At 73.5% G+C, this 24,998-nt stretch carries 21 protein-coding genes; 12 read left to right on the forward strand and 9 right to left on the reverse strand.

Annotation, left to right across the window (positions count from 1 at the left end):
* Positions 1–50: 50 nt before the first annotated feature.
* Together LR269_RS05445 and LR269_RS05450 are read right to left on the reverse strand one after the other, a co-directional pair.
* The gene (locus LR269_RS05445) at positions 51–1,274 is read right to left on the reverse strand and encodes a HAMP domain-containing sensor histidine kinase (protein ID WP_231429753.1); all 1,224 of its coding nucleotides are present in this window, start codon (positions 1,272–1,274) and stop codon (positions 51–53) included.
* Positions 1,271–1,927: a response regulator transcription factor gene (locus tag LR269_RS05450; RefSeq protein WP_231429754.1), complete on the reverse strand. Its 657-nt coding sequence runs from the start codon at positions 1,925–1,927 to the stop codon at positions 1,271–1,273. The genes LR269_RS05445 and LR269_RS05450 overlap by 4 nt, the downstream gene beginning before the upstream one ends.
* A gap of 128 nt (positions 1,928–2,055) precedes the next feature.
* Between LR269_RS05450 and LR269_RS05455 the strand changes: the two genes are divergently transcribed.
* The 5 genes from LR269_RS05455 to LR269_RS05475 are packed head-to-tail and all read left to right on the forward strand — an operon-like array spanning position 2,056 to position 6,183.
* Complete coding sequence (locus LR269_RS05455) at positions 2,056–2,592, forward strand: hypothetical protein (protein WP_231429755.1); 537 nt, start codon at positions 2,056–2,058, stop codon at positions 2,590–2,592.
* Positions 2,593–2,616: 24 nt separating this feature from the next.
* Positions 2,617–3,207, forward strand: a complete 591-nt coding sequence (locus LR269_RS05460; protein ID WP_231429756.1) for a hypothetical protein — start codon at positions 2,617–2,619, stop codon at positions 3,205–3,207.
* Entirely contained in the window at positions 3,204–4,265 is a 1,062-nt protein-coding gene (locus tag LR269_RS05465) for a peptidoglycan-binding protein (protein ID WP_231429757.1), read from the forward strand. The genes LR269_RS05460 and LR269_RS05465 overlap by 4 nt, the downstream gene beginning before the upstream one ends.
* Entirely contained in the window at positions 4,262–4,921 is a 660-nt protein-coding gene (locus LR269_RS05470; protein WP_231429758.1) for an ABC transporter ATP-binding protein, read from the forward strand. The genes LR269_RS05465 and LR269_RS05470 overlap by 4 nt, the downstream gene beginning before the upstream one ends.
* A complete protein-coding gene (locus LR269_RS05475) occupies positions 4,918–6,183 on the forward strand; it encodes an ABC transporter permease (protein ID WP_231429759.1) in 1,266 nt (421 codons plus the stop codon). Before LR269_RS05470 ends, LR269_RS05475 begins: the two co-directional genes overlap by 4 nt.
* A gap of 188 nt (positions 6,184–6,371) precedes the next feature.
* On the opposite strand, the gene LR269_RS05480 is transcribed toward LR269_RS05475, so the two are convergent.
* The gene (locus LR269_RS05480) at positions 6,372–7,883 is read right to left on the reverse strand and encodes a M23 family metallopeptidase (RefSeq protein ID WP_231429760.1); all 1,512 of its coding nucleotides are present in this window, start codon (positions 7,881–7,883) and stop codon (positions 6,372–6,374) included.
* Between the two features lie 432 nt (positions 7,884–8,315).
* Positions 8,316–9,878, reverse strand: coding sequence for a histidine ammonia-lyase (gene hutH, locus LR269_RS05485; protein ID WP_231429761.1), 1,563 nt, complete (start codon positions 9,876–9,878; stop codon positions 8,316–8,318).
* Positions 9,879–9,962: 84 nt separating this feature from the next.
* On the opposite strand from hutH, the gene LR269_RS05490 reads away from it, so the two are divergent.
* Positions 9,963–10,739, forward strand: coding sequence for an IclR family transcriptional regulator (locus LR269_RS05490; protein ID WP_231429762.1), 777 nt, complete (start codon positions 9,963–9,965; stop codon positions 10,737–10,739).
* A 107-nt stretch (positions 10,740–10,846) separates the two neighbouring features.
* Here LR269_RS05490 and LR269_RS05495 read toward each other — a convergent pair whose 3' ends face one another.
* On the reverse strand, positions 10,847–12,787 hold the full coding sequence (locus tag LR269_RS05495) for a LuxR C-terminal-related transcriptional regulator (RefSeq protein WP_231429763.1): 1,941 nt from the start codon (positions 12,785–12,787) through the stop codon (positions 10,847–10,849).
* A 74-nt stretch (positions 12,788–12,861) separates the two neighbouring features.
* Here LR269_RS05495 and LR269_RS05500 point away from each other — a divergent pair, with 74 nt between their 5' ends.
* Together LR269_RS05500 and LR269_RS05505 are read left to right on the forward strand one after the other, a co-directional pair.
* Positions 12,862–16,692: a putative Ig domain-containing protein gene (locus LR269_RS05500; RefSeq protein WP_231429764.1), complete on the forward strand. Its 3,831-nt coding sequence runs from the start codon at positions 12,862–12,864 to the stop codon at positions 16,690–16,692.
* 19 nt (positions 16,693–16,711) lie between these two features.
* The gene (locus tag LR269_RS05505) at positions 16,712–17,146 is read left to right on the forward strand and encodes a cupin domain-containing protein (protein WP_231429765.1); all 435 of its coding nucleotides are present in this window, start codon (positions 16,712–16,714) and stop codon (positions 17,144–17,146) included.
* Between the two features lie 72 nt (positions 17,147–17,218).
* On the opposite strand, the gene LR269_RS05510 is transcribed toward LR269_RS05505, so the two are convergent.
* Positions 17,219–17,824: an antibiotic biosynthesis monooxygenase gene (locus LR269_RS05510; RefSeq protein WP_231429766.1), complete on the reverse strand. Its 606-nt coding sequence runs from the start codon at positions 17,822–17,824 to the stop codon at positions 17,219–17,221.
* A gap of 153 nt (positions 17,825–17,977) precedes the next feature.
* Between LR269_RS05510 and LR269_RS05515 the strand changes: the two genes are divergently transcribed.
* Positions 17,978–19,276 carry a hypothetical protein gene (locus LR269_RS05515; RefSeq protein ID WP_231429767.1) on the forward strand — a complete coding sequence of 433 codons (1,299 nt, stop codon included), beginning with the start codon at positions 17,978–17,980 and terminating at the stop codon, positions 19,274–19,276.
* On the opposite strand, the gene LR269_RS05520 is transcribed toward LR269_RS05515, so the two are convergent.
* Positions 19,249–19,824 carry a helix-turn-helix domain-containing protein gene (locus tag LR269_RS05520; protein WP_231429768.1) on the reverse strand — a complete coding sequence of 192 codons (576 nt, stop codon included), beginning with the start codon at positions 19,822–19,824 and terminating at the stop codon, positions 19,249–19,251. The genes LR269_RS05515 and LR269_RS05520 overlap by 28 nt on opposite strands.
* 94 nt (positions 19,825–19,918) lie before the next feature.
* Here LR269_RS05520 and LR269_RS05525 point away from each other — a divergent pair, with 94 nt between their 5' ends.
* Entirely contained in the window at positions 19,919–20,635 is a 717-nt protein-coding gene (locus LR269_RS05525) for an ABC transporter ATP-binding protein (protein WP_231429769.1), read from the forward strand.
* Entirely contained in the window at positions 20,632–21,429 is a 798-nt protein-coding gene (locus tag LR269_RS05530) for an ABC transporter permease (RefSeq protein WP_231429770.1), read from the forward strand. The genes LR269_RS05525 and LR269_RS05530 overlap by 4 nt, the downstream gene beginning before the upstream one ends.
* 36 nt (positions 21,430–21,465) lie before the next feature.
* On the opposite strand, the gene LR269_RS05535 is transcribed toward LR269_RS05530, so the two are convergent.
* Positions 21,466–22,377, reverse strand: coding sequence for a LysR family transcriptional regulator (locus LR269_RS05535; protein WP_231429771.1), 912 nt, complete (start codon positions 22,375–22,377; stop codon positions 21,466–21,468).
* Between the two features lie 71 nt (positions 22,378–22,448).
* Here LR269_RS05535 and LR269_RS05540 point away from each other — a divergent pair, with 71 nt between their 5' ends.
* Positions 22,449–23,519, forward strand: coding sequence for a YeiH family protein (locus LR269_RS05540; RefSeq protein ID WP_231429772.1), 1,071 nt, complete (start codon positions 22,449–22,451; stop codon positions 23,517–23,519).
* 105 nt (positions 23,520–23,624) lie between these two features.
* On the opposite strand, the gene LR269_RS05545 is transcribed toward LR269_RS05540, so the two are convergent.
* Entirely contained in the window at positions 23,625–24,977 is a 1,353-nt protein-coding gene (locus LR269_RS05545) for an acyltransferase (protein WP_231429773.1), read from the reverse strand.
* Positions 24,978–24,998: the final 21 nt, after the last annotated feature.

A 24,998-nucleotide genomic window follows, 5' to 3' on the forward strand; every position in this document is an offset into this window, starting at 1 on the left:
GCGGCACTGCGACAACGGATGCCGCGGGGCGGGCGTCTGGGATCCCAGAACTAGCCCGTGGTGGCGTACGACTCGCCGGGAAGGCGCACGGTCACGACGAGCCCGCCGCCCGGCCGGGTCACGAGGGCGAGTTCGCCGTCGTGGGCCTCGACGATCGCCCGCACGATCGAGAGGCCGAGCCCGGCGCCCGAGCCGTTGCCCGTGCGCTCGCCGTCGAGCCGGCGGAAGGGCTCGACCAGGCGGTCGAGCTCGTACGGGGCGATCGGCCGGCCGGTGTTCGTCACCTCGAGCAGGGCCCTGCCCGAGGCATCCGTGCGCGTCGTCACCCGCACCCACCCGTCGGCGGCGAGGTTGTGCCGCACCGCGTTGTCGACGAGGTTGCGCACGAGCTGCTCGAGCAGCACCGGGTCGCCCGCCGTCGGGGCCTCGTCGGCGATGAGCTCGATCGGCGGGGCAGCGGGGTCGCCCGTCGTGCGAGCCCGCACCTCGTCGACCACGTGCTCGGCGACGTCGGCGAGATCGACGAACCGCCGTTCGCCGAGCTCGCGCTCGGAGCGGGCGAGCAGCAGCAGCCCGTCGATGAGCCGTTCGTGCCGCGCGTTCACCTCGAGCAGGGTCTCGCCGAGGAGCTTCAGGTCGGGCGAGGCGTCGGGCCGCTCGGCGGCGACCTCGATGAGGGCCCGATTGAGGGTCAGCGGCGTGCGCAGCTCGTGCGAGGCGTTCGCGATGAACCGCCGCTGCGCGTCGAACGCGGTGTCGAGGCGCGCGAGCATGCCGTCGAACGTCTCGGCGAGCTCGGTGACCTCGTCGCGCGGACCCGTGAGGTTGATGCGCTCGTGCATGCGGCGGTCGGCGTCGGGCGCGTCGGCGATGCGGCGCGCGGTCTCGGTGATCGTCGAGAGCGGGCGCAGCATGCGCCCGGCGACGAGCCAGCCCATCCATGCCGCGATCGCGCCGACCACGACGACCGCGATCGCGCCCTGGGTGATGAGGGCGCCGAGCGCCTCGTCGCGCGCCGCGCCCACGATCTTCACCGTGTACAGGTAGTTCTGCTCGGCGCCGGCGGGCGGCGTCGGCGCGGCCGGGTCGAACGAGGGCGCCTCCTCGCCCGGTGCGGTGCAGCAGTAGGAACTGCTCACGATCGACGCGTCGCCGATGAGCCGTTGCTGCACGAGCGCCCAGGTGAGCACGAGCATCACGAGGCCCGCGACGAGGAACAGCAGGCCGTAGACGACCGTCAGCCGGGCGCGCAGGGTGAGCCGGAACCGTCTCATCGGATGCGATACCCCACGCCGGCCTCGGTCTCGATGATCGAGGCATCGCCGAGCTTGCGGCGCAGCTTCAGGATGGTGATGCGCACGACGCCCGTGAACGGGTCGATGTTCTCGTCCCACGCCTTCTCGAGCAGCTGCTCGGCGGACACGTATGCGCCGTCGGCGCGCAGCAGCTCGACGAGCACCGCGAACTCCTTCTTCGACAGCGGCACGTACCGGCCGTGGCACACGACCTCGCGGTGGTGGGTGTCGACCCGCACGCCGGCGCGCTCGAGCACGGGCGGCGCGGCGGGCCGAGAACGCCGGCCGAGCGCCTCGACGCGCGCGCCGAGCTCGGCGAACGCGAACGGCTTCGGCAGGTAGTCGTCGGCGCCCATCGCGAGGCCCGCCACCCGGTCGTCGACCGTGCCGGCCGCGGTGAGCATGAGCACGCGCGTCGGCATCTCGGCGGCGGCGATGTGGCGGCACACGTCGTCGCCGTGCACGACGGGCAGGTCGCGGTCGAGCACGACGAGGTCGTAGTCGTTGACGTCGACCCGTTCGAGCGCGCTGCCGCCGTCGCCGACCACGTCGACCGCGTGCGCCGCGTTCCGCAGCCACTCGGCGACGGCACCGGCGAGCAGCGGCTCGTCCTCCGCGACCAGGATGCGCATCTGCCCATTGTCGCCGGTCGGCGCGTTACCGGGGCGTTAGCGCGCACGGTCACGACCGGGAAACGGCGGCTGGGGTGTGCTGGGCAGACCCGGGGCCGCGGCGGCCCCGCTCGACGGAAGGACCTCGGATGCCTCGCCCCAGCCGGCTCGCGACCCCGATGCTCGGCGTGCTCGTCGTCACCGCGGCACTCCTGCTCGCCGGGTGCACGGCCGACGCGCCGCCGTCGGTCGCGTCGCTCGACGACCCGGATGCCCCGGGCATCGCCGGCCTCGCGTCGACGACCGAACCGGCGCTCGATCTCGACGGCGACCCCCGCGGCCTCAGCGAGTGCATGGCCGAGCAGGGGGTGCCGATCCCGATGCCGACGCAGGACGGACATTCGTTCACGTACCGGTACCCCGAGGGCGTGCCCATCGAGGAGGTCGACGAGGCGCTCGCCGCCTGCGCCCGCTTCATGCCGGGCGCCGGCGCCCCGCCCGAGCACGACCCCGAGCAGCTCGCACGGCTGCGGGAGCTCGCCGAGTGCATGCGCGAGCACGGGGTCGACGACTACCCAGATCCGCGTCCCGACGGCGTCATCGACATCCCGCCCGGGAGCCCGATCGATCCGACCGCCCCCGACTACCTCGCCGCCCAGGCGGCCTGCGTGCACAGCGACCGCTGACACGCCCACACGAAAGGACTCGACATGTTCCGCACACATCGGCGGGAGGCATCCCTCTCGGTCGTCATCGCCCTCGCGGCCGCGCTGGCACTGGCCGGCTGCACACCCGCGGCGTCGGGGGTCGCCTCGCTCGACGGCGACCCGCAGGCGCAGCAGTCGTCGCCACCGGGCGGCGACGACGGTGACGGCGGCGGCGGGGGCGACGGCGACCAGGTGGCGTTCGCCGAGTGCATGCGCGAGCACGGCATCGACATGCCCGACCCCGACACCGAGGACGGCGGGTTCGCGATCGCGATCCCCGAGGGATCCGATCCCGACGAGGTCGACGCGGCGATGGAGGCCTGCAAGGAGTTCATGCCGAACGGCGGCGAGATGCCGAAGCCGAACGCCGAGCAGCTCGCCCAGATGCGCGAGTTCTCCGAGTGCATGCGCGACGAGGGCATCGAGGGATTCCCCGACCCGAGCGCCGACGGCGGCCTCCGGATCGACTCGGACATGGGTTTCGACCCCGAGAGCGACGAGTTCCGCGAAGCCCAGGAGAAGTGCGGCGAGTCGATGCCGAAGCCCAAGGGCGAAGACGGCGGGCCGGCGACGAGCGAAGGCGGCGAGTCGTGAGCACGCGGGCACGACTCGGCTGGATCGGGCTCGGCCTGCTCGCCGTGGCGGGCGTGGGAGTGACCGCGGCGGCCGCGAGCGGGTTCGGGTTCGCCCCGGCCGCCGCGACGCCCGCGCCGGCCGCCCCCGAGACGGGCGAGGTCACGCGGGGCGACCTCATCGCGACGACGACGGAATCGGGCGAGCTCGCGAACGCGGGCGAGACCGTGCTGCGCGCCGACGGCGGCACCCTCACGTGGCTGCCCGCGGCCGGCGCCGTCGTCGAGCGCGGCGGTCAGCTCTACCGGGTCGACGACGCACCCGTCGTGCTGCTCGTCGGGGCGATGCCCGCCTACCGGGTGCTCGCGCCGGGAACCTCGGGCGCCGACGTGCGCCAGTTCGAGGAGAACCTCGCCGCGCTCGGCTACACGGGCTTCGACGTCGACGACGACTACACGTGGGCCACCGCCGACGCGGTCGAGGACTGGCAGGAGGCGCTCGGCGTCGACGAGACCGGCACGGTCGAGCCGTCGCGCATCCACTACGCGGGCGGATCGGTGCAGGTGACCTCGGTCGCGGCCGCCGTCGGCGACGCGGCCGCAGGCGAGGTGCTCACGACCGCGAGCACCGACCGCGTCGTGCAGGTCGACCTCGACGAGACGGATGCCGCATACGCAGTCGTCGGCGCGGTCGTCGAGGTCGCGCTGCCCGACGGAACGACGTTCCCCGCCACGGTCACCTCGGTCGAGACCGTCGTGATCCCCGGTGAGGACCCGCCCATGGGCAACGGCGACACGACCGCGCTCCGGGTCACCGCGACCCCCGACGACCCGGCCGCCGTCGGTGCGGCCGGCGGGTCTACCGCCGAGGTGGCCTTCACCGCCGAGACCCGCGAGGGCGTGCTCAGCGTGCCCGTGACGGCGCTGCTCGCGCTCGCCGAGGGCGGCTACGCCGTCGAGGTCGTGCGCGGCGACGGCACCGAGCTCGTCGGCGTCGAGACGGGGCTGTTCGCCGACGGGCGGGTCGAGGTCGCCGGCGCCGGCATCGCCGAGGGCGACACGGTGGTGGTGGCGTCGTGAGCGCGATCGTCGAGCTTCAGGCCGTCGGCAAGTCGTACGACGGCGTCACCGCGCTCCGTGGCGCGAGCCTCTCGATCGACGCGGGCGAGTTCACGGCGATCGTCGGGCCCTCGGGGTCGGGCAAGTCGACCCTGCTGCAACTCATCGGCACGCTCGACCGCCCGACCGAGGGCGTCGTGCGGGTCGACGGCCACGACACCGCGCAACTCACCGACCGGCAGCTGTCGGGCCTGCGGGCGCACCGCATCGGGTTCGTCTTCCAGCAGTTCCACCTGGCGGCCGGCGTGCCCGCGATCGACAACGTCGCCGAGGGCCTGCTCTACCAGGGCGTCGGCACCGCGAAGCGGCGTGAGCTGGCGGGGGAGGCGCTCGAACGCGTCGGCCTCGGGCACCGGCTGCGCCATCGTCCGCACGAGCTGTCGGGCGGTGAGCGCCAGCGCGTGGCGGTCGCCCGTGCGATCGCGGGGCGCCCTGGCATCGTGCTCGCCGACGAGCCGACGGGCAATCTCGACTCGGCCTCCGGCGGCGAGGTGATGGGCCTGCTCGAGGGACTCAACCGCGAGGGCACGACCGTCGTCGTGATCACGCACGACCACGACATCGCGGCCCGGGCGCGGCGACGCATCGCCCTGCGCGACGGGGAGGTGCAGCCGTGAGCCGGCGTGCGCCCGAGGCATCCGGCCGGAAGGTGCCGCCCGCACCCGCGGAACCGCGGTCACCCGCGGAGCTGCCCGCACCCGCGCGCCTGCGCGCGGGCGACGTGCTCCGCGTCGGCGGCGCGGGGCTGCGGGCACGGCCCCTGCGGGTCGTGCTGTCGGCCCTCGGCATCGCGATCGGCATCGCCGCGATGATCGCGGTCGTCGGCATCTCGAGCTCGAGCCGCGCCGAGCTCGAGCGGCAGCTCGACCGGCTCGGCACCAACCTCCTGGCCGTGGCGCCGGGCAACGACCTCTTCGGCGAGGCCGCCACGCTGCCCGACGAGGCGCCCGCGATGATCGAGCGCATCGGACCGGTGACCGACGTCTCGGCGCTCGGAACCGTCGAGGCGAAGGTGTACCGCAACGAGTTCATCGACCCGAACGAGTCGGGCGGCATCGCCACCTACGCCGTCGACCTCGACATGCCCGAGACCGTCGGCGCCGAACTGGCCGACGGCGACTGGCTCAACGCCGCGACCGAGCGCCATCCGGTCGTCGTGCTCGGGTCGGCCGCCGCCGAGCTGCTCGGCATCGACCGGGCCGGCGCCGACGTGCGGGTGCTCATCGGCGGCGAGTGGTTCACGGTCGCGGGAATCCTCGCGCCCGTGCCGCTCGCGACCGAGCTCGACACCGCGGCGCTCATCGGCTGGCCGGTCGCCGAGGCGCTGCTCGACTTCGACGGGCACCCGACGGCCGTCACGGTGCGCACCGACGAGGACGCCGTCGACGCCGTGCGCGACGTGCTCGCCGCGACCGCGAACCCGACGAGTCCCAACGAGGTGCAGGTCTCGCGCCCCTCCGATGCGCTCGTGGCGCGGGCGGCGGCCGACCAGGCGTTCACGGGGCTGCTCGTCGGGCTCGGGGCGGTGGCCCTGCTCGTCGGCGGCGTCGGCGTCGCGAACACGATGGTGATCTCGGTGCTCGAACGCCGTGGTGAGATCGGCCTGCGCCGATCGCTCGGTGCGACGCGCGGGCACATCCGCGCGCAGTTCCTCACCGAGTCGCTGCTGCTCGCGCTCGTCGGCGGGGCGGCCGGGGTGATCGTCGGCGTAGTCGCGACGACCGTGTACTCGCTGCTGCAGGGCTGGCCGACGCTCGTGCCGATCTGGGCCTCGGTCGGCGGGTTGCTCGCGACCGTCGTCGTCGGCGTGGTCGCGGGGCTCTACCCGGCCATCCGGGCGTCCCGGCTCTCGCCGACGGAGGCGCTCGCGACGGCGTGAAGGCCTCGCCGTCGGCGGGGGCCGGCGTGCGGGATGGGAACAGCCCCCGGGCCTGGTCGGCCCGGGGGCTGTTCGGTGGTGCGGGATGCCGCGGGCCCGGTCGTGCGGCTCTCGGACGCGCGGCGCTGTCGCCGGTCGACGCCGTCGGCGAGCCTGCGTGGCCGGCCTCGACGACCGAAGCCCGAGGATCAGCCGAGTTCGATGCCGCGTGCGGCCATGAACGGGATCGCGTCGACCGCGCTGCCGTCGATGCGCACCTCGAAGTGCAGGTGGCAACCGGTCGATGCGCCGGTCGAGCCGACGGCACCGATGAGCTCGCCTGCTTCGACCTTCTGGCCGGGGGTCACGAGGATGCCGCCGTCGATGAGGTGCGCGTACCCGGTCGAGATGCCCGACCCGTGGTCGATGAGCACCCAGTTGCCGTACGTGCCGTTCGCGCGGGCCTCGACGACCGTGCCGCTCGTCGCCGCGTAGACGGGGTTGCGGCAGCCCGTCGCGAGGTCGGTGCCGCGGTGGAAGTCGTTGACGCCCGCCAACGGCTTGTCGGGGCGGGGGCCGAACCCGTCGGTGAGGTTGCCCGTGACCGGCAGCGACCAGCCCTGGTCGCTCAGCTGGCCCGAGTCCGTCGGCAGCGTCTCGATGAACGCGACGCTCGACGACGCGACGCGCGTCTTCAGGCCGGAGAGCGCGGCTCGCGCAGCGGTGACGGCGTCTTGCGCCCGCTCGACCTTGCGCTCGGCCGCCTCGACGTCGATCGCCTCGACGTCGGCCCAGGCCTCGTCGGCGCGTTCCTGCGCGGCATCGGCTTCGGCGTCGCGCTTCGCGGTGATCTCGAGCAGCTGTTCGGTGTCGCCGGCGATCTCGCTGACGCGGGCGACGCCGCCGAGCCCGGCGAGCAGGTCGTGCCCCGAGCCGAACGCGGCCTCCATGGAGTTCAGCGAGGCGTTGCCGCCCTTCGACGCCGCGACGTATACGGCCGCCGCGGCGTCGGCCTTCTCGCGCGCCTGCTCGGCGAGCGACTGCATGTGCTCGGCGATGCCGCGCGCGACCTCGCGCGTGGAGCGGACCGCGGCGAGGTCGGCCTCTGCGTCGCGGAGCGCGGCGACCGCCCGGTCGAGCTTCGCCCGTGCCTGCAGCATCGGACCGACGCTCGAGTCGACCCCGCTCGAGATGCGGGCGAACGGTCCGTCGCCGATGAGCACGACGGGCGCGCGCGGCGACGTCGTCGGGGCGCCGGTCGTGGGAGTCGTCGGCGTCGGCGTGCCGGTCGGCGTCGGCGTGTCGGTCGGAGTGGGCGTCGGCGTCGGAGTGGGAGTGGGAGTGGGAGTCGGCGTCGGAGTGGGAGTCGGCGTCGGGGTGGGCGTGGGAGTCGGCGTCGGGGTGGGCGTCGGCTCGGGGGTCGGCGTCGGCGTGGGAGTGGGCGTGGTGGTCGGGTCGTCCGTCGGCGTTCCCTCGCCGTCGGTCGCCCCGGTGTCGCCCCCGCTCGTGCCGTCGCCGGTCTCGGTCGTGCCGCCATCGGCCGGCGCGGGATCGCTCGCCGGGTCGCCCTCCGCCGCGGTCGTGTCGGTCGTCGCCTCGACCGTGCTCGTCGCGTCGGCGGTACCGGTCGCGTCGGTGCCCGTGGCGTCGGTGCCCGTCGCGTCGGTGGTCGTGCTGGTCGCCTCGACCGGAGCCGCCTCTTCGGCGATCGCCGGGGTCATGCCCCCGACCCCGATCAGCACCGCCACCGCGGCGGCCGCGATCGCAGTACCGCTGGGGCGCGTACGTCGCGCGCGAAGCGGGTCGTGCTGGATCAAGGCGAAGCGGTGGGGCATCAGGGTTCCGTCCGGTCGTCGGTTTCGGGGCCGACGAACCCCAGTCTCGCATCCGTCCGGGTGGGGCACAACCGGTCAGTTCACAAGCTTCGTGCCCTCTTCGGGGGAGACTTCGCACCCTTCTCAGGGCGGAGCGCGGGCGCGGGCGACGTTTTCATCCCCTCCTTGCAGCGGTGACGGCGCGTCGCCGCACCGGTCCTGAACCGACGAGGGCCGCCTGAAGGGCCGGGCATGCGGGCGAACGCAGAACGGGCCGACGCGGCTGCATCCGGAACTGATGCGACCGCGCCGGCCCTCCGGCGTCGGCGGGGACTCCGGTCAGTCGAGGTGACCGGCGACCGACGCCGCCTCGGCCGCGACGCGGCCGCTCGCCACCGCGGCGGCGATGGCTTCGATCTCGGGCGAGAGGAAGCGGTCGGGGCCCGGGCCCGCACCGAGCGACTCGGTGAGCGCGATGACCGCGCCGGTCGGGGCGCCCGGCTCGAGCGGAGCGCGCAGGGCGAGGCCGCGGGCGGCCGTCATGACCTCGATCGCGAGCACGCGGGCGAGGCCGTCGACGGCGCGGCGCAGCTTGCGAGCCGCTGCCCAGCCCATCGACACATGGTCCTCCTGCATGGCCGACGAGGGGATCGAGTCGACCGAGCTCGGCACCGCGAGGCGCTTCATCTCCGAGACGATGCCCGCCGCGGTGTACTGCGCGATCATGAGGCCCGAGTCGACGCCGACCTCGTGCGCGAGGAAGGGCGGCAGCCCCTGGTTGCGCGCCCGGTCGAGGAAGCGGTCGGTGCGGCGCTCCGACATCGACGCGACATCCGCCGCGGCGATCGCGAGGAAGTCGAGCACGTAGGCGACGGGGGCGCCGTGGAAGTTGCCGTTCGACTCGACCCGGCCGTCCTTCGTGAGCACGGGGTTGTCGACGGCGCTCGCGAGCTCGGCCTCGGCGACGCCGACCGCGTGCGCGACGGTGTCGCGTGCGGCGCCGTGCACGATCGGGGCGCAGCGCAGCGAGTAGGCGTCCTGCACGCGGCCGTCTTCGGGACCCTTGTGCGAGTGCACGATCGGCGAGTCGGCGAGGAGCTTGCGGAAGTTCGACGCCGAGATCGCCTGGCCGCGCTGCGGGCGGAGGGCCTGCAGGTCGGCCGCGAACACGGCGTCGGTGCCCATGAGGCCCTCGACGCTCATCGAAGCTGAGATGTCGGCCGTGGTGAGGAGCATCTTGAGGTCGGTGATGGCGAGGGCGAGCATGCCGAGCATGCCGTCGGTGCCGTTGATGAGGGCGAGGCCCTCCTTCTCGCCGAGGTGGAGGGGGGCGATGCCCGCCGCCGAGAGCGCTGCCGAGGCATCCACGAGCTCGCCCGACGCGTCGCGCACGTCGCCCTCGCCCATCGCGACGAGCGCGCAGTGGGCGAGCGGGGCGAGGTCGCCCGAGCAGCCGAGCGAGCCGTACTCCCGCACGACGGGGGTGATGCCCGCGTTGAGGATCGCCGCGTACGTCTCCGCGGTCTCGCGGCGCACGCCCGTGCGGCCGGTCATGAGGGTCGAGAGGCGGAGCAGCATGAGGGCGCGCACGACCTCGCGCTCGACCTCGGCGCCCGAGCCCGCGGCGTGCGAGCGCACGAGGCTCGCCTGCAGCTGGGCGCGGCGGTCGGCGGCGATGAAGGTCGTGGCGAGCGCACCGAAGCCCGTCGAGATGCCGTAGTGCGGGTTCGGGTCGGCGGCGAGGCCGTCGATGATCTCGCGGCTCGCGGCCACCTCGGCGAGGGCGGCCGGGTCGAGCACGACGGGGGCACCGTGGCGGGCGACCGCGACGACGTCGTCGATGCTCAGGCCGGCGATGCCGACGGTGACGGCGGTGGGGGTCGAGGACGCGTTGCTGCTCATGCTCATATTCCACAACGGGGACGACGCGCGCGGGAGGCCCGATCGAGGGTGGCTGTCTGGCATCCCGGACGATACGCTGGGCGCATGGCGACTTCGAAGGTGCCGGCCGCCGACCAGACGCTCGCGATCCTCGCCCATCTGGCGTCGCAACGCGGCCCGGTGCCCGCCGCGACCATCGCCCAGGCGCTCGAACTGCCGCGCTCGACCGTCTACCACCTGCTCGCCGTCATGCAGGAGCGCGGCTTCGTCGTGCACCTGCCCGAGGAGCGGCGCTACGGCCTCGGCATCGCCGCGTTCGAGCTGTCGAGCGGCTTCAGCCGGCAGCAGCCGCTCGCCCGGCTCGGCGGCCCGCTCGTCGCGTCGCTCGTCGACCGCATCGGCGAGAGCGGGCACCTCGCCGTGCTGCACGGGCGCGACGTGCTCTACCTGGTCGAGGAGCGGGCGCCCCGTCGCCCCTCGCTCGTCACCGACGTGGGCGTGCGCCTCCCGGCGCACCTCACCGCGACCGGCCGCGCGATGCTCGCGGCGCTGCCGCCGGCGCAGTTGCGCGCGCTCTACCCCGACCGGGCGGCGTTCGCGTGGCGCGGCGACCCCGAGGCATCCGGCACGTGGCGGTACTCGCTGCTCAAGCAGGTGCTGCACGGCGTGCGCGAGGCGGGGTTCGCCGGCGAGGACGGCGAGGTCACCGAGGGCCTCGCCTCGGTGGGCGTGGCCGTGCTCGACCACGTCGGCTGGCCGGCCGCGGCGATCGCGGTCACCTACCGGGCCGACTCGGATGCCGCGGCGCGAGCCGAGGAGATCACCGGCGCCGTCCGTGCGGCCGCGGGGGAGCTGTCGCGCCGCATCGGCGCGGCCCGCTGAGCCGGCCGTTCGACCGCCGACCTCCGCGAGTCGCCGGAAAGTGTCGGAAACCGCGGCGCGAAGCGCATCTTCTGGCAACTGGGGCTGGCGAGTGACGGGGCGGGCCGTCAGATGAGCCCGGCCCGGCGTCCCCACGCGACGGCCTCGCCACGCCCGCGCACCCCGAGGCGCCGGTAGATGTTCGAGGTGTGGTGCATCGTCGTCTTCGGCGCGACGACGAGCCGCTCGGAGATCTCTTTGTTGCTCATGCCGGCGGCGAGCAGTACGAGGATCTCGAACTGTCGCGGCGTGAGCAGGGTCTGCTCGGGCGGCTGCGGGTTCGCCGTCGCGTCGGCGAAGTCCAGGGACTCCTTCGTGATGCGCGCCCAGCTCCACGCCGCCCCCTCGCCGCAGGCGCGGGCGAACGCTTCGTCGCCGAGTACGGCGCGCACCTGTTCGATCGTGGCGTCGTAGAGCGCGCGATTGGCGCCGATGATCGCCCGCCGCACCAGCTCGGCGTGATCCGCGATCGCCCCGTGCAGCCGGGCGGCGAGCTGCGGTTCACCGCCGACCGCCGCGATCACGACGGTGGTCATCACGCCGATGCCGAGGCCTGCGGGCAGCCCGATCGCCGCTGCGGCGCGCAGGCCCGCGGCCGTGGTCCGCGCCGCCGTCGCCGGGTCGTGCTCGAGGAGGCATTGCGCCGCGACGCCGTAGGCGGGGCCGAGCAGCGATCGACGGCGCGGCAACCGGTCGACGAGGAGCGCGAGATCCTGCGCCGAGGGCCGGATCGCCGGCACGTTCGCCGTGCCGGCGGGCAATTGATGGAACATGAGCGCCGACTGTACGGCCGGCAGGAGCAGGTCGTGGCGACGGGCCACGCTGTACGCGCGCGCGGCGAGCCGCCCAGCCTCGTCGAAACGGCCCTCGACGTGCGCGATCATCGCCGCGAGGAGCTCGAAATGGGCGAGCGCGATCGGGCGGCCGTGCCGTGTCGCGAGCGCGATCGCCTGGTCGGCGTGTGCCCGGGCCTGGTCGAGATGACCGATCGTCCTCGCCGAACCGATCGACTGCGACAGGCATTCGAGACTGACGTCGACATCGCCGAGCTCGGCGGCGGCGTCGACGAGCGCCCGCAGGTCGGCGGCGATCGCGTCGGCGTCGGTTCCGGGATCGACCGACTCGAAGCGACGGCGGAGCCGATACGCCTCGAGGAGCAGCAGCAGTCGCGCGGGAGCGCCCGTGGCGCCGAGCGCGTCCCAGTCCATTCCCTCGACGACCAGATCGAGCAGCCCGCCGTCGGCGTTCAGGCCTCCGTACTCGGCACCGTGCATCGACAGGGCGAGCACCAGCTCACCGGCTCCCGTCGCCGGGTCGGCAGCGGTCGTCGCCTCGGCGCCGTCACCGGCGAGTCGCCATGCGGCCGCGCGGAGATCGCGCTCGCGGCGGGCGAGGACCGCGTGCCAGTGCTCGGCAGACGCGTCGTCGGCGAGGCCGATCAGGAGCGCGGCGGACGCATCGCGCGCGCAGGCGCGCAGCGCGGCGAGATGGTCGGCGCCCGGGCCTGCGCCGCGTTCCTCGAGCAGTTCGCGATGCGGTCGGCGCAGGCGGAAGAGCGTCTCGGGGGCAGCCCGGTCGGCATCGACGAGGTCGCGATCGACGAGACCCGGGAGGCCGCCGACGACTCTGGCAGGGACCGCGTCGGAGAGCTCGGCGAGCGTGCACCAGTCCACGAACCCGGCCAAGCGCTCGGCGAGGCCGAGCTCGGTCGCGCTCAGGCCGTCGAGGCTGTGGACGACGTCTGCGCGGACGGTCGCCCGGTCTGGATCGCGCCCGGGCGCGTCGAGCACCTCTGCCACCGGGCGGTCGCGCAGGGCGCCGATGAGGTCGGGCAGCGACAGTGCGGCCGTGCGGTGGGCGGCGAGCTCGATCGCGGGGGGCCAGTACTCGAGCAGCTCGCACAGCGTGGCGATGTCGGCGGCGTCCGCATCGGCATCGAACGCGCGACCGCTCGCGGTCGCAGTCGTGACGAAGAGCGCCGCTGCGGCGTCGCCGGTCAGTCGAGGCATCCTCAGCACCCCTGACCCAAAGATAGGGCAAACGCCCGATTGCCGGACAGGTACCGGAGCAGTTGCGTTGGGGCATGAGCCCCAAGCATCGTCTTCTCGCGATCGTCGCGGCGGTCGCCCTCCTCGCCGGCGTCGGCCTCGCGCCCGCCTCGATCGCGTCGGCGATGCCGCCGCAGGCCAGTGACCTGGTGCCGCCGATCATCGCCAACACCGAGAGCGGCATCCTGCGGGACCTGCCGACGAAGTACTACCAGGCCGTCGAGGACTTCGAGAACCAGGCGATCGCCGACGTGCTGGAGACCCATTCGCTGCCCGACGGCGATGCGAACGCCGTGCGCGCGTGGGGTCGCGACGCCGTGCGCGCGCAGGAGTTCATGAACCTGCTGGGCATCATCGCGAAGCCGGCCGCCGAGCGGACGGCGGGCGAGGCGCTCGTCCACGAATGGTTCCAGGGCGTCTACCAGCAGCAGCTCGTCGCGCAGGCCCAGGCCGCGCTCGACCAGTACCTCGAGTGGTCGGGCCTGACGCTCGAGACGATCTCGCTCGACCCCGTGCCGCTCCTGCCCGACGGCGGCGGGTACTGCGACTTCCACCCGCCGAAAGCGCTCGAGGAGGGCACCGGCGAGTTCGGCGGCGTCTATGACCCGAGCCTGCTGCCGCAGTGCCAGGACTCGAGCGGCACCACGGTCGCCTGCCAGCTCGGGCCCACCGGATGCCCCGTGCCGTGGCCGACGGTCGAGCAGTTCGAGCAATGGGGTCGCTACCTCTCGCAGGAGGACCTGTGGGAGGACCCGGTGTTCCCGAACCTCGCGCTGGAGTCGTCGGTCGGCGTCGGTCTCGCCGCGGGGATGGTGGCGACCGGAGCGACGACGGCCGCCGCACGCGCCTACATGGCGGCGACCGAGAGCTCCACCAATTTGTTCGCCAAGGTGTTCCCATACGCCGGGCGAGCGGGTCTCAAGGCGACCACGGAAGGGCTCAAGCAGGTGCCCAAGTTCGCGACGACGGCGGCTCGCACCTCAGCGGGAGTGATCCGCGCCGGCGGGGTGGCGTTCGTCGTCGGCACGATCATCACCGCCCTCATCACGATCGCACTCGAGTCGTACACGATCTACGAGCACCAGCAGATCCCGATCACGCTCAAGAAGTCGCTCGCCGATGCGAAGGCGACCCCGCCCGACCTCGCCGCCGTGGCCTCGAAGGAGTCCGGCGTCGGCGCGCTGATGACGACGTTCCTCTCGACCACGCAGATCGACGTCGACTTCGACTGCCAGCTCGAGAACGACTGGAACCCCTACTCGGCCTTCCCGTGTGCGAACGCCCCGGATCCGGCGCCGCCCGCAGAGGACGATGCCGCCTTCTGGGTCTCGACCGAGGCCGACGGGGTGACCTCGGGCCGCTTCGCCGACATGATCTACACGGTGAACCCCCTCGACTCGCAGGACTCGTTCACGCTCAACGAGCGGTCGAGGGCGTCGGGGGAGGGCTGGTTCGTGGTGACGAAGTACGACGGCAGCCTGCCCGAGAACGTCGACGCGCCGACGACTCCCGGAGCGACGCTGCAGACCCTGCGGCTCTACTACCGCGACTGGGACGGCGCAGGCAAGGTCGCCGAGCGGGTCGTGGTGGACGGCGCCCCCATGTTCGCGATCTCCTCGCTCGACAGCGCGGACGTCGGCGGGTGCACGACCGCACCGGCCGACGGAGGGACGCCCCTCTGCCTGACCGACACGCTCCGGTACGTGCAGCCCGACGGCGCCAAGGTCTCGGCGCGCATCGTCGCCGCCGGTGCGGCCGGGCCGAAGGTGAGCGCGGTCGTGCCCGCCCGGGTGATCGCCGGTGAGCTGTTCGCCCTGTCGGCCACCGCCGAGGCCACGTTCGGCACGCCGCCCTTCACCTACAGATGGGTCGTCGCCGGCAGTCAGCGCCTCGGACCCGCGGTGTCGGTCTCTTCGCAGTACGCGGGCAATGTGGCAGTCTACCTCGAGGTGGCCGACGCGCAGGGCAACACGACCGCACAGACCTATCCCGTGCTCGCGGCGCAGAAGACGACCGTGACCGTGAAGACGTGGCCGGCCGGCGACGTTCCCTACGGCGGCACCCGGCAGGTGTGGGCCGCGATCAGTCCGCTCAAGGCGCAGGGCACGCAGTGCACGTGGAACCAGCAGACCGGTGAGCTCGGGTGCACCAGTCCCGCCGGTGCGGTGCAGTTCTACGTCGACGGGCGTCCCCTCGGCGACCCGGTGCAGGTCACGCAGAACTACCTCGAACCGTGCTTCACCGGCGGCGGGTGCCCGTGGACGTGGGGCGACAACGTCGCCTACGCCCCGGCCATCGCGCTCCCGACGACCGGCATGGCGACGGGAAGCACCCACGAGGTGACCGCCGTCTATTACGGCGACGAGAAATTCGTCGGCGCGACGAGCCAGACGCTCGATCTCGCGATCGTGAAGGCGACGCCGGTCGTGACGCTGACCTCGGGATCGACGTACCCGAGCCCCGACACGCCCGTGACGCTGACCGCGAAGGTGCAGGCGGCCGACGGCTCCCGGGGCGTGCCGACCGGCACGGTGCAGTTCCTCGAGGGGAACTCGCTCGCCCCGCTTGCGCCGCCCGTGACGGTCGACTCGGCCGGCAACGCGACCCTGACCGACGTCGAGCTGAAGTTCGTCAACTCGCTCGCCGTGCGGTACCTCGGCGACCAGAACTTCGCTGAGGCCGTGAGCGGCGTGACGCCGATCCGCTTCCCCGTCGCGACGAGCGCGACCGTCGACCCGGCCTCGAGCACGGTCCTCGCCGGGTCGCAGGTCGACCTGTCGGTCACCCTCCTCGATGAGCTCGGCGATCCGTTCGCCGGTGCCCCCGTCACGGTGTCGCCCGGCGGGCACACCGTGACGACCGACGCACACGGCGTCGCGAGCGTCTCGGTCACGTCCGACGAGATCGGGGAGGTCACGTACACGGTCGACTCCGGGTCCGCCACCGGGCTGGGCTCGGCGACGGTGCTCTACGGCAGCATCCCGATGGTCGATGACGCGGATGCCGCGGCCGAGGTCGGGGTGCCCTTCACTCGCGCGCTGAGCGCCGAGGGCGTGCCCGCCCCGACCATCTCGGTCGGCACCCTGCCCGACGGGCTGTCGTTCGACGCCTCGACGGGCGAGGTGACCGGCACGCCGACCGGGGCGGGAACGACCGAGTCGCCGATGACGGCGACGAACGCGCTCGGCTCCGCGAACGCGACGCTGTCGCTCACCGTGCACCCGGCCGTGGCGATCACCACGACCGCCCTGCCGGGCGGCACCGCGACGCTGCCGTACGAGGCGCTCGCCGAGGCCGGCGGGGGGCTCGCCCCGTTCGCCTGGTCGGCCGATGGACTGCCCGACGGCCTTGTGCTCGACGCCTCGACCGGCGCGATCACCGGATCGACGACGGCGGAGGGCGCGACCGAGGTCGTGCTGCACGTCACCGACGCGCTCGGGGGCACCGACTCGATCGCGCTCGAGCTCGTCCTCGCGCCGAAGCCGCGGCCCGACCTCGAGGTCGGCCTCTCGGTCGGCCGCCTCGTCACGGGGCAGACGGCGCGGTACGCCGTCGCCGTCGAGAATGCGGGCAACGCTGTGGCGAAGGCGCCCGTCGTGGTCAGGACGACCCTCGACCGCGGGCTCCGGTTCGTCGGCCTCGCGAGCAGCGGCTGGAGCTGCACGAGCGCGCGCCAGGTCGTGACCTGCACCCGCCAGGGCGACGTCGCGGCCGGCGCGGTCGCGACGCTCGAGCTCGACGTGCGGGTCATCACGAGACCGGGCTCGGTCACGACGGACGTCACGGCGGTGCCCGTCGCCGACGAGATCGACACCGTCGACAACCTGACCGCCCTCACCTCGGAGGTCGTGAAGCGGCGTGGCTGAACCTCGGTAGCGTGGCGGTATGACGGCATACGAGGTACTGGAGATCGGCGCGCTCGACGAATGGCGCTCGCATTACGGCGGATTCCGCCCCGACAGCTCGCGCGACGGGCGCCGGGTCGTCGACCACGACCTCGAGATGCAGTACATCGGGCTCACGGCGAACGCCCTCGAGCCCGGCGAGGAGGCCGGCTACTGGCACACGCACGCGCGCATCGAGGAGCTCTACGTCTTCCTCTCGGGGCGCGGGCAGATGGGTCTCGACGACGAGGTCGTCGAGGTCGGCCCCGGCACGGTCGTGCGCGTCGGCCAGGACGTCGCCCGCACGTGGCGCTGCGCGCCCGACGGCACCGAGCAGCTGCGCTGGCTGTGCATCCGCGCCGGTGGCTCCGAACTGCCGCACCTGCCCGACGACTCGGCGCGGCTGCCCGAGAAGCCGATGCCCTGGGGCGACTGACCCGGCCGTCGGTCGAGTGGCGGAGCGCATCGGGACCACGGACGTGCCGATGGTCTCGATGCGCGCTTCGGGCTACTCGGTCGACGGGCGCTGCCGGTGCAGCCAGCGGTGCAGCATGCGGGTGACCCACGGCAGCACCCAGTACGTCATGATCGGCGTCAGGATGAGCGTCGACACGAGCGATCGGAGCCAGATCGGCAACCCGTCGAAGCCCGGCAGGGGTGCGACGAGGTACGAGAAGACGAGGTTCACCGGGAAGAAGCCGACCCAGATGGCGACGGCCTGCTTCCAGCGCGGCGGTGCGAACGGCACGGCGGCCTCGAGGTCGATGCCGCCCGAGGCATCCGTCGCGGGAATCGAGCCGGTGGCCGGATCGTCGAACCAGCCCTCGATGCCCGTGCGGCGCTTCGACCGCTCGCTGCGCACGAAGCCCTCGCCCATCGAGAGCCACCACGCGCGTTCGTCCGAGCGCTCCCACGACTCGAGGGTCTCCTCGCTCGCGAAGCGGTAGAGCATGTGCCAGACCTGCGACGACTCGCCGGCGCGCACCCATCCGGAACCGAGGAAGCCCGGGTACTTGTTCGCGAGGTTCACGCCGGTCTGCACCCAGGCGGTCGCCTCCGAGATGCGCGACGGGTCGACCTCGCGCCGGATCGACACGGTGATGGGTTCGGACATGCTGCTGGTTCCTCGCGGGCTTCTGGCCGGGGTGGGATGGGTCGGTCGGCGACGACGGGGTGCGGTCGCGCCGGTAGTCGAGTGTAGTTCGAGGATGTTTCGAGATCGTGTCGTGCGCCGCGCGGGCGGTCCACCCGCCGATAGCGTGGTCGCGTGATCCGACTCCTCTGCTTCGCACTGCTCGGCGCCGTGATCGCCAGCGCCGCCGCATGGGCCCTCTCGGCCGACGAAGCATGGGTCGGCATGTTCGTGCCGTGCGTCGTCGCGCTCAGCGTCCTCGGCCCGATCGTGCTCGTCGTGCGCAGCCTCGCGTGCGCGGGACTCGGGGGCGCGCTCGCCGGCCCCCTGAGCGCCGAAGAGCTGCAGCGCGCCGACTCGGAGGGGCGGCTCGCCCTCGCGCGCGTCCGGTCGATCCGGCGCACGGGCACGATGATCAACGACCAGCCGATCTGCGACCTCGACCTCGTCGTCGTGCCGCGGTTCGGCGCTCCGTTCGAGGTGCGCACCCGCCGGCTGGTCGATCTCGTCGAGATCCCGCGCCTGCAGCCCGAGTGCGTCGTGGTCGTCGTGATGCAGGAGGCCGCGCCGTCGCCGGTCTCGATCGTCTTGGACCCGCCCGACGAGTGGGTGCAGCTCGCGCAACGCGACGAGCGGGTGCGCTCGACGCGGACCGCCGCGCCCTTCACGCCGGCGCCCGCTGCGGCGGGGAAGGCCGCGGGCGGGCTGCGTCGCATCCATCCGGCCTTCTACGTCGTCGCGGTGCTCGTCGGCGCGGCGCTCGCGCTCATCCCGGCGTATCCGACGATCGCTGCGATCGCGTCGGGCGAGACGACGCTCGGCGAGGTCCGCTACGCGAACTCGTGGGAGGGGCGGATGGCCGCCGACGAGCAGGCGCGGGCCGACGCCGAGGCCGCCGAAGCCGAGGCCGCGGCGGCGGCGAGCATGTTCGTCGGCGACAACGCGGCGAGAGCCGTCGACGCGCTCGTCGACGCGATCGGCGCCGGGCAGGTCGTGCAGCTCTCGTTCTGGGGCGAGCACCTCTCGGCGATCGCGCCGAGCGGCCCCGGTGCGGCGACGCTCGACAGCTGGGACGTCGTCGCCGGCGAGGTGACGAACAGCGGTCCGGCGGGCAGCCAGCCCGACCCCGCCGCGCTCGAGCTGCAGCTCTTCGACGCGAGGTCGGTCGACACCTCGCTGATGCCCGATCTCATCGCGCAGGCGAAGGAGCTCAGCGGCCTGTCTGAGCCCGACCCGACGCGCACCGACCAGTGGGTGTACGTCTCGCGCTCGGGGTCATCGGACAGCGGGCCGCCGCCCGTCGTCCTCGACGTGCCGGTCTACGGCGAGTACTACGACGCCTGGATCACGTTCTCCCTCGAGGGCGAGGTCGTCTCGATGCGCGGCGGGGCGCCGGGGTCGGCGAGCTACGAGGCGGAGAACGGCGCGGGCTGATCGGCCGGATCGGGCATGAGCACCGTCGAGAGCATCACCGTGCGCCGGCCGCTCGCCCCGCCCTGCTCGTCATCGACCTGCGGAGCCAGGTAGGGGGCGAGCAGCTCGCCGAGGCCGGCCTGGATGCGCGACAGGTCGTCGGTTCCGACGTGCAGCCGAACCTGTCCGAATCCGAGGAACTCGCGGAAGTCGGCACCGGCTGACGCGCGGTCGAAGTCCTCGCCGAGGTGGGCGAGGAAGGTGAGGAACGACTGCTGCAGCTCGCGTTCGCCCATCTCGCGAAGCTCGTCGTGGTCGACGTGGGCCATGCGATCGCCGAGCGCGAAGGTGCGCTCGACGGCACCGCGGACCCGGCGTTCGTCGACGACGGCGACGATCCCGGCGTCGACGAGCGCGGCGATGTGGCGGTAGAGCGTCGCCTGCGCGACGTCGGGCAGTGCGTCCCGGAGGTCGGAGGTCGTGACCCGTCGGCCCTCGCCGAGCTGCTGGACGATCCGCAGCCGAACCGGGTGCATGACGACGTCGGCGATCGGCGAGGTCTTGCGCATCGCTGACTCCTTCCATTATTCTCAGCGTGCGAACATTCGCACTAGTAGAACATTCTCAAACTCCCAACGAAGTATCCCACCGAAGGATGTCCACATGAACTCCCATGCGATCGAGGTCACGGGGCTGTCGAAGCGGTTCGGCGAGGTCGAGGCGGTCCGAGCCGCGAGCTTCAGGGCCGAGCCGGGCCGGGTCACCGGCTTCCTCGGCCCGAACGGCGCCGGCAAGTCGACGACGCTCGCGATGGTGCTCGGTCTCAGCCGGCCCGACGCGGGAACGGCCCGCATCGGCGGAGCCGCCTATCGCGATCTCGACGACCCGACCGGGACGGTCGGCGCGGTCCTCGATTCGACCGGCGCGCACCCCTCGATGACCGGCCGCGGCCACCTGCGGGCCTACGCCGAGCTCGGCGGGCATGCGCGCCGTCGGGTCGACGACGTCGCCCTCACCACCGGCATCACCGAATACCTCGATCGACGCATCCGCGGCTACTCGACCGGCATGCGCCGGCGGCTCGCGCTCGCGACGGCCCTGCTCGGCGAGCCCTCGGTGCTCGTGCTCGACGAACCGTCGAACGGCCTCGATCCGGCCGGCATCGTGTGGCTGCGCGAGTTCCTCCGCGCCTTCGCCGGCCGCGGCGGCACCGTGCTGCTCTCGAGCCACGTCCTCACCGAGCTGCAGCACAGCATCGACGACCTCGTCCTCATCGACCGGGGACGCGTCGCCTGGTCGGGTCCGCTCGACGAATTCACCGGTGCCGCCTCGAGCCTCGAGTCGGCCTTCCTCGCCCACACCATGGAGGTGCACCCGTGATCGCACTCGTTCGAGGCGAACTCGCCAAACTGCTCGCGACCCGCCTGCCGGTCGCGACCCTGCTCACGGCGCTCGGCTGCGGTCTCGGGTTCACCGCACTGCTCGCGCTCGCCGGGCCGGGCAACTCGACCCCGCCCCTGCCCGGAATCGAGACGCCGGAGGGCGTGAGCCTCGTCGTCGGCATGGGCGGCCTGCTGCTGTTCGTGCCCGCGCTGATCGGCACCATCGCCGTCACGGGCGAGTACCGGCACCGTTCGATCGGCACGACGTTCCTGACCGTCCCGCGCCGAGGCCGCGCGCTCGTCGCCAAGCTCGTCGTGTTCGGCGGGCTGGGCTTCGCGTACGGCGCCGTCGCCGCCGTCGGAACCGCGGTCGCGCTCGTCGGGAGCGCCGCGCTCCGCGGCGTCGCGCTCGGCGTGCCCGCCGGTGCGCTCGTCGCGATGCTCGCCCAGCTCGCCCTCGCGGCCGCGGTCTACGCGGTGCTCGGTGTCGCGATCGGGGCGCTGGCGCGGCAGCAACTCGTCGCCGTCGGCATCGTGCTCGGGTACTTCTACTTCCTCGAGCACGTGCTGCTCCTCATTCCCGGGGTGAACGTCATCCACCCCTTCCTCCCGGGCGGTGCGACGGCCGCGCTGACCGACTTCACCTTCCTGAGCGACGCGATCGGCGCGCAGCTCCCGATCTCGATGCCCGTCGCGATCTCGCCGATCGGCGGTGCGCTCGTGCTGCTCGGATACGCGGCGATCGCCGCCGTCGTCGCGGTGGCGGTGCCGCTCCGTCGCGATGTGAGGTGATCCCGGCACCGGGCCCGCGTCGTCGCGACGCGGGCCCTACCCCTGCAGCTCGCCGAGCAGCGCGGCCGCGGGGGCGGCGAGCGGCTCGCCGCCCCGCCACACCGCTCGCAGCCGCCGTCGGAGGTCGAGCCCCTCGACGGGGACTTCGACGAGTTCGCCGCGGGCGACCCACGGGCGCACCGCGAGCTCGCTCAGCACGGCTGGCCCGGCGCCCGAGGCCGCCGAGATGAGCACGGCGGCATTGCTCGAGACGACCATCGCGGGCCGCGAGAGCTCCGGGACGCCCGCGCCGTCGACGCCGCCCGCGCCGAGCGCCTCGGCGAGGGTCGAGCGTGTGCCCGAGCCCGGCTCGCGGCTGACGAGCGGGGTGGTCGCGAGCTCGTGCGCGGTGACGTGGGTGCGCCGCGTCCACGGATGCGACGGCGCCACGACGACGACGAGCCGGTCGCGCGCGACGGTGCGGCTGTGCAGGCCGCGCGGCACCGAGGGCGACTCGACGAAGCCGAGGTCGATCGCCCGGTCTGCGAGCAGGTCGAAGACCTGCGTCGAGTTCTCGACCCGCACCCGCACGTCGAGCTCGGGGTGCGCGTGCCGGAGGCCGGCGATCCAGGCGGGCAGCAGGTACTCGGCGACGGTGAGGCTCGCCGCCAGGTCGAGCCGGGCCTCGTGGCGCTCGCGAAGCGCGCGGCTCGTGGCGAGCAACTCGCCGGCCCCGTCGACGAGGCGGGCGGCCAGCTCGGCCACCACGACGCCGTCGGCGGTCAGTCGCGAGCCGCGCGGGTGGCGCTCGACGAGCGAGAGCCCGAGGTTTCGCTCGAGGGTCGCGATCGCGCGGCTCGCGTTGGGCTGCGCCATCCCGACCGCGCGTGCCGCCGCACCGAGACTGCCGTGCTCGCCGATCGCCGAGAGCAGTTCGAGCACCGCGAGGTCGGGCCAGCGAGTCGGCATATCGGAATGATATGCCTCGATGCCGGAATCACGGCTACCGCGCCGCCGGTCCGCCTGCGACCGTGGAGGAGATGTACCGCCCCACCCCCGCTCCCCGGTCAGCCCCCGTGCCCCGTCGCCGCCTCGCCGGCCGCTTCGGCGCCCGGGTCGCGACGCTCGCGCCCGGCCTCGCGCTCTGCGCCGTCGTCGCCGGCCTCGCGCTCGCCGTCACCCTCGTGGTGCCAACGATCAGCGCCCTGCTCGTCGCCATCGTCGTGGGCGTCGTCGTGCGGAACACGATGCGCCTGCCCAGGCGCCTCGAGCCCGGCATCGCGTTCGCGGCGAAGCCGCTGCTGCGCCTCGGGATCGTGCTGCTCGGCCTGCAGCTCGTCGTCGGAGACATCCTCGCCCTGGGCCCCGGCATGGTCGTCGTCGTCATCGCGATCGTCGTCGGCGGCATCGCCGCGACGATCCTCATCGGCCGGTGGCTCGGCATCGGCTCGACGCAGCGACTGCTCGTCGCGTGCGGCTTCTCGATCTGCGGTGCGGCGGCGGTCGCCGCGGTCGACGGCGTCGTCGAGGCCGAGGAGGAGGAGGTCGTCACCGCCGTCGCGCTCGTCGTGATCTTCGGCACCCTCATGATCCCGATCGTGCCGTTCGTCGCGGGGCTCATCGGCCTCGACGCCGACGAGGCGGGGATGTGGGCCGGCGGGTCGGTGCACGAGGTCGCGCAGGTGGTCGCGATCGGCGGGGCCCTCGGCGGCACCGCGCTCGGCGTCGCGGTCGTCGTGAAGCTCGCACGCGTGCTCATGCTCGCCCCGGTCATGGCGGTCATCGGCCTGCAGCGCCGCCGTGCGCTCGCGAAGGCGGGCGAGGATGCCTCGGGCGCACGCGGCGGCAAGCTGCCGCCGCTCGTCCCCCTGTTCGTCGTCGGCTTCGTGGCCATGGTGGCGATCCGGTCCCTCGGCGTCGTGCCGCCCCAGGTGGTCGCGGGCGCCGGCGTCGCGCAGACCGTGCTGCTCGCCGCGGCCATGTTCGCGCTCGGCACGGGCGTGCGGTTCAGCATGTTCCGCCGGGTCGGCGTGAAGCCCTTCGTACTCGCCGGAGCGTCGACCCTCGTCGTCTCGGCCATCGCGCTCGGTGGCGTTCTGCTCGTCGGCTGAGTCTTCGGTCTTCGGTCTTCGGTCCTCGGTCGGCGGCCGCGACCACATGACCACTCGACCACATCGTCGGCAGCGGGACCGCCGCCCGCACGAGAGGCTCGGCGCCTACGGAATCGCCCGTGACACGCGGACCGCCGGGCGGCGCACGGGCCGCGACGGAGCCCGTCTCGCGAACCACAGCAGCACGAGTGAGAGGAACGCCGGCAGCGGGCCGAATCCGGCGACGAGCAGCACCGCGACCCCCGCGACGGCGCTGACCGCCGCGATCGCGGTCGCCCCGTTGCCGGGCGCAGCGCCACGAGTGCTCCGCCCGCCGGCCCGCGGCCGGCTCGTCCGCTCGAAGCGGGAGAACACGAGCACGACGATCGCGACGACCGCCGCGGCGACGACGAGCCAGAGGGGCCGGCTCGCCCACCAGCCGAAGCTCAGCGGCTCGGGCAGCGGCAGCCCGACCGCGGCGTTCGCGATGAGGGCGAGGCCCGCGAGCCCGACGAGCACCGGCATGTGCCAGAGGTACACGGTCATGGCCCGCTCCCCGACGAACGAGATCGGCCGCGCGGCATCCCGCCGTTCGACCCACGCGCGGATGCGCGGGCGTGCGAGCTGGAAGAGGGCGAGCTGCGCGACGCCGAGCACGACGAGGCAGACGGTCGGCGGGTTGAGGTTCACGAGCATGTCGACCGGGTAGGGGCCGGCCACGGTGAGCACCGCGAGCAGCGCGAGCGAGGCGCCCGCGATGCCCGCGAGCGTCGGCCGGGCCAGCCGGTCGAGGGCGCCGTCGGCGAGGTGGAATCCGAGCTGCTGCACGAGCAGCCACACGAGCAGCAGGTTGACGAAGCCGATCGCGTCGACACCGGTCGAGAGCCGCACGACGTCGACCGCGACGACGCCGGCGAGCAGGGCGAGGGGCGCCAGCACGGGGGCGCGCTCATGCGCCCGCACCATGGCCGGCACGAGCGCCGACACCGCGAGGTACACGCCGAGGAACCACAGCGGCTGGCCGATGCGGAACCCCGCGATGCCGACGAGCTCGGCGGGCATGCCCGCGAGCGAGAGCGCGACGAGCGAGCCCGAGACGACCGCCACGAGCGCGACGGCCGGGCGCACCAGCCGTTCGATCCGGGCGACCACGTACTCGGCGGGCGTCGCGCCGCGGGCGCGCATCGACCGCCAATGGGTGAGGCTCGAGAATCCGCCGACGATGAAGAAGAGCGGCATGATCTGCACCACCCAGCTGACCGGGCCGAACCACGCCTGGTGCTCGAGGGCGTTCTCGAGCACCGGTCCGTCGGGGCCGACGCCGACGCCGACCATCATCGCGTGCAGCACGAACACCATGCCGAGCAGCACCACCCGGATCGCGTCGACGCTCGCATCGCGCCGCACCCCGGTGCGCGGCCTCGTGGATGCCTCGGGGCGGGTCGATCTCGCGTGCTGGCGTTCGAGCGTGTCGGTCATGTGCCGCAGGCTACGAACGCG

It is taken from the genome of Agromyces sp. S2-1-8 (assembly GCF_021129215.1).
GTDB lineage: Bacteria > Actinomycetota > Actinomycetes > Actinomycetales > Microbacteriaceae > Agromyces > Agromyces chromiiresistens.

Bases quoted from the DNA above. Each gene is read 5' to 3' on its own strand.
- LR269_RS05455 (WP_231429755.1), top strand. From the start codon at position 2,056: ATGCCTCGCCCCAGCCGGCTCGCGACCCCGATGCTCGGCGTGCTCGTC.
- LR269_RS05535 (WP_231429771.1), bottom strand. From the start codon at position 22,377: ATGCCGACTCGCTGGCCCGACCTCGCGGTGCTCGAACTGCTCTCGGCG.
- LR269_RS05520 (WP_231429768.1), bottom strand. From the start codon at position 19,824: ATGCGCAAGACCTCGCCGATCGCCGACGTCGTCATGCACCCGGTTCGG.
- LR269_RS05525 (WP_231429769.1), top strand. From the start codon at position 19,919: ATGAACTCCCATGCGATCGAGGTCACGGGGCTGTCGAAGCGGTTCGGC.
- LR269_RS05480 (WP_231429760.1), bottom strand. From the start codon at position 7,883: ATGACCCCGGCGATCGCCGAAGAGGCGGCTCCGGTCGAGGCGACCAGC.
- LR269_RS05500 (WP_231429764.1), top strand. From the start codon at position 12,862: ATGAGCCCCAAGCATCGTCTTCTCGCGATCGTCGCGGCGGTCGCCCTC.
- LR269_RS05460 (WP_231429756.1), top strand. From the start codon at position 2,617: ATGTTCCGCACACATCGGCGGGAGGCATCCCTCTCGGTCGTCATCGCC.
- LR269_RS05495 (WP_231429763.1), bottom strand. From the start codon at position 12,787: ATGCCTCGACTGACCGGCGACGCCGCAGCGGCGCTCTTCGTCACGACT.
- LR269_RS05545 (WP_231429773.1), bottom strand. From the start codon at position 24,977: ATGACCGACACGCTCGAACGCCAGCACGCGAGATCGACCCGCCCCGAG.
- LR269_RS05445 (WP_231429753.1), bottom strand. From the start codon at position 1,274: ATGAGACGGTTCCGGCTCACCCTGCGCGCCCGGCTGACGGTCGTCTAC.
- LR269_RS05450 (WP_231429754.1), bottom strand. From the start codon at position 1,927: ATGCGCATCCTGGTCGCGGAGGACGAGCCGCTGCTCGCCGGTGCCGTC.
- LR269_RS05505 (WP_231429765.1), top strand. From the start codon at position 16,712: ATGACGGCATACGAGGTACTGGAGATCGGCGCGCTCGACGAATGGCGC.
- LR269_RS05540 (WP_231429772.1), top strand. From the start codon at position 22,449: ATGTACCGCCCCACCCCCGCTCCCCGGTCAGCCCCCGTGCCCCGTCGC.
- hutH (WP_231429761.1), bottom strand. From the start codon at position 9,878: ATGAGCAGCAACGCGTCCTCGACCCCCACCGCCGTCACCGTCGGCATC.
- LR269_RS05510 (WP_231429766.1), bottom strand. From the start codon at position 17,824: ATGTCCGAACCCATCACCGTGTCGATCCGGCGCGAGGTCGACCCGTCG.
- LR269_RS05490 (WP_231429762.1), top strand. From the start codon at position 9,963: ATGGCGACTTCGAAGGTGCCGGCCGCCGACCAGACGCTCGCGATCCTC.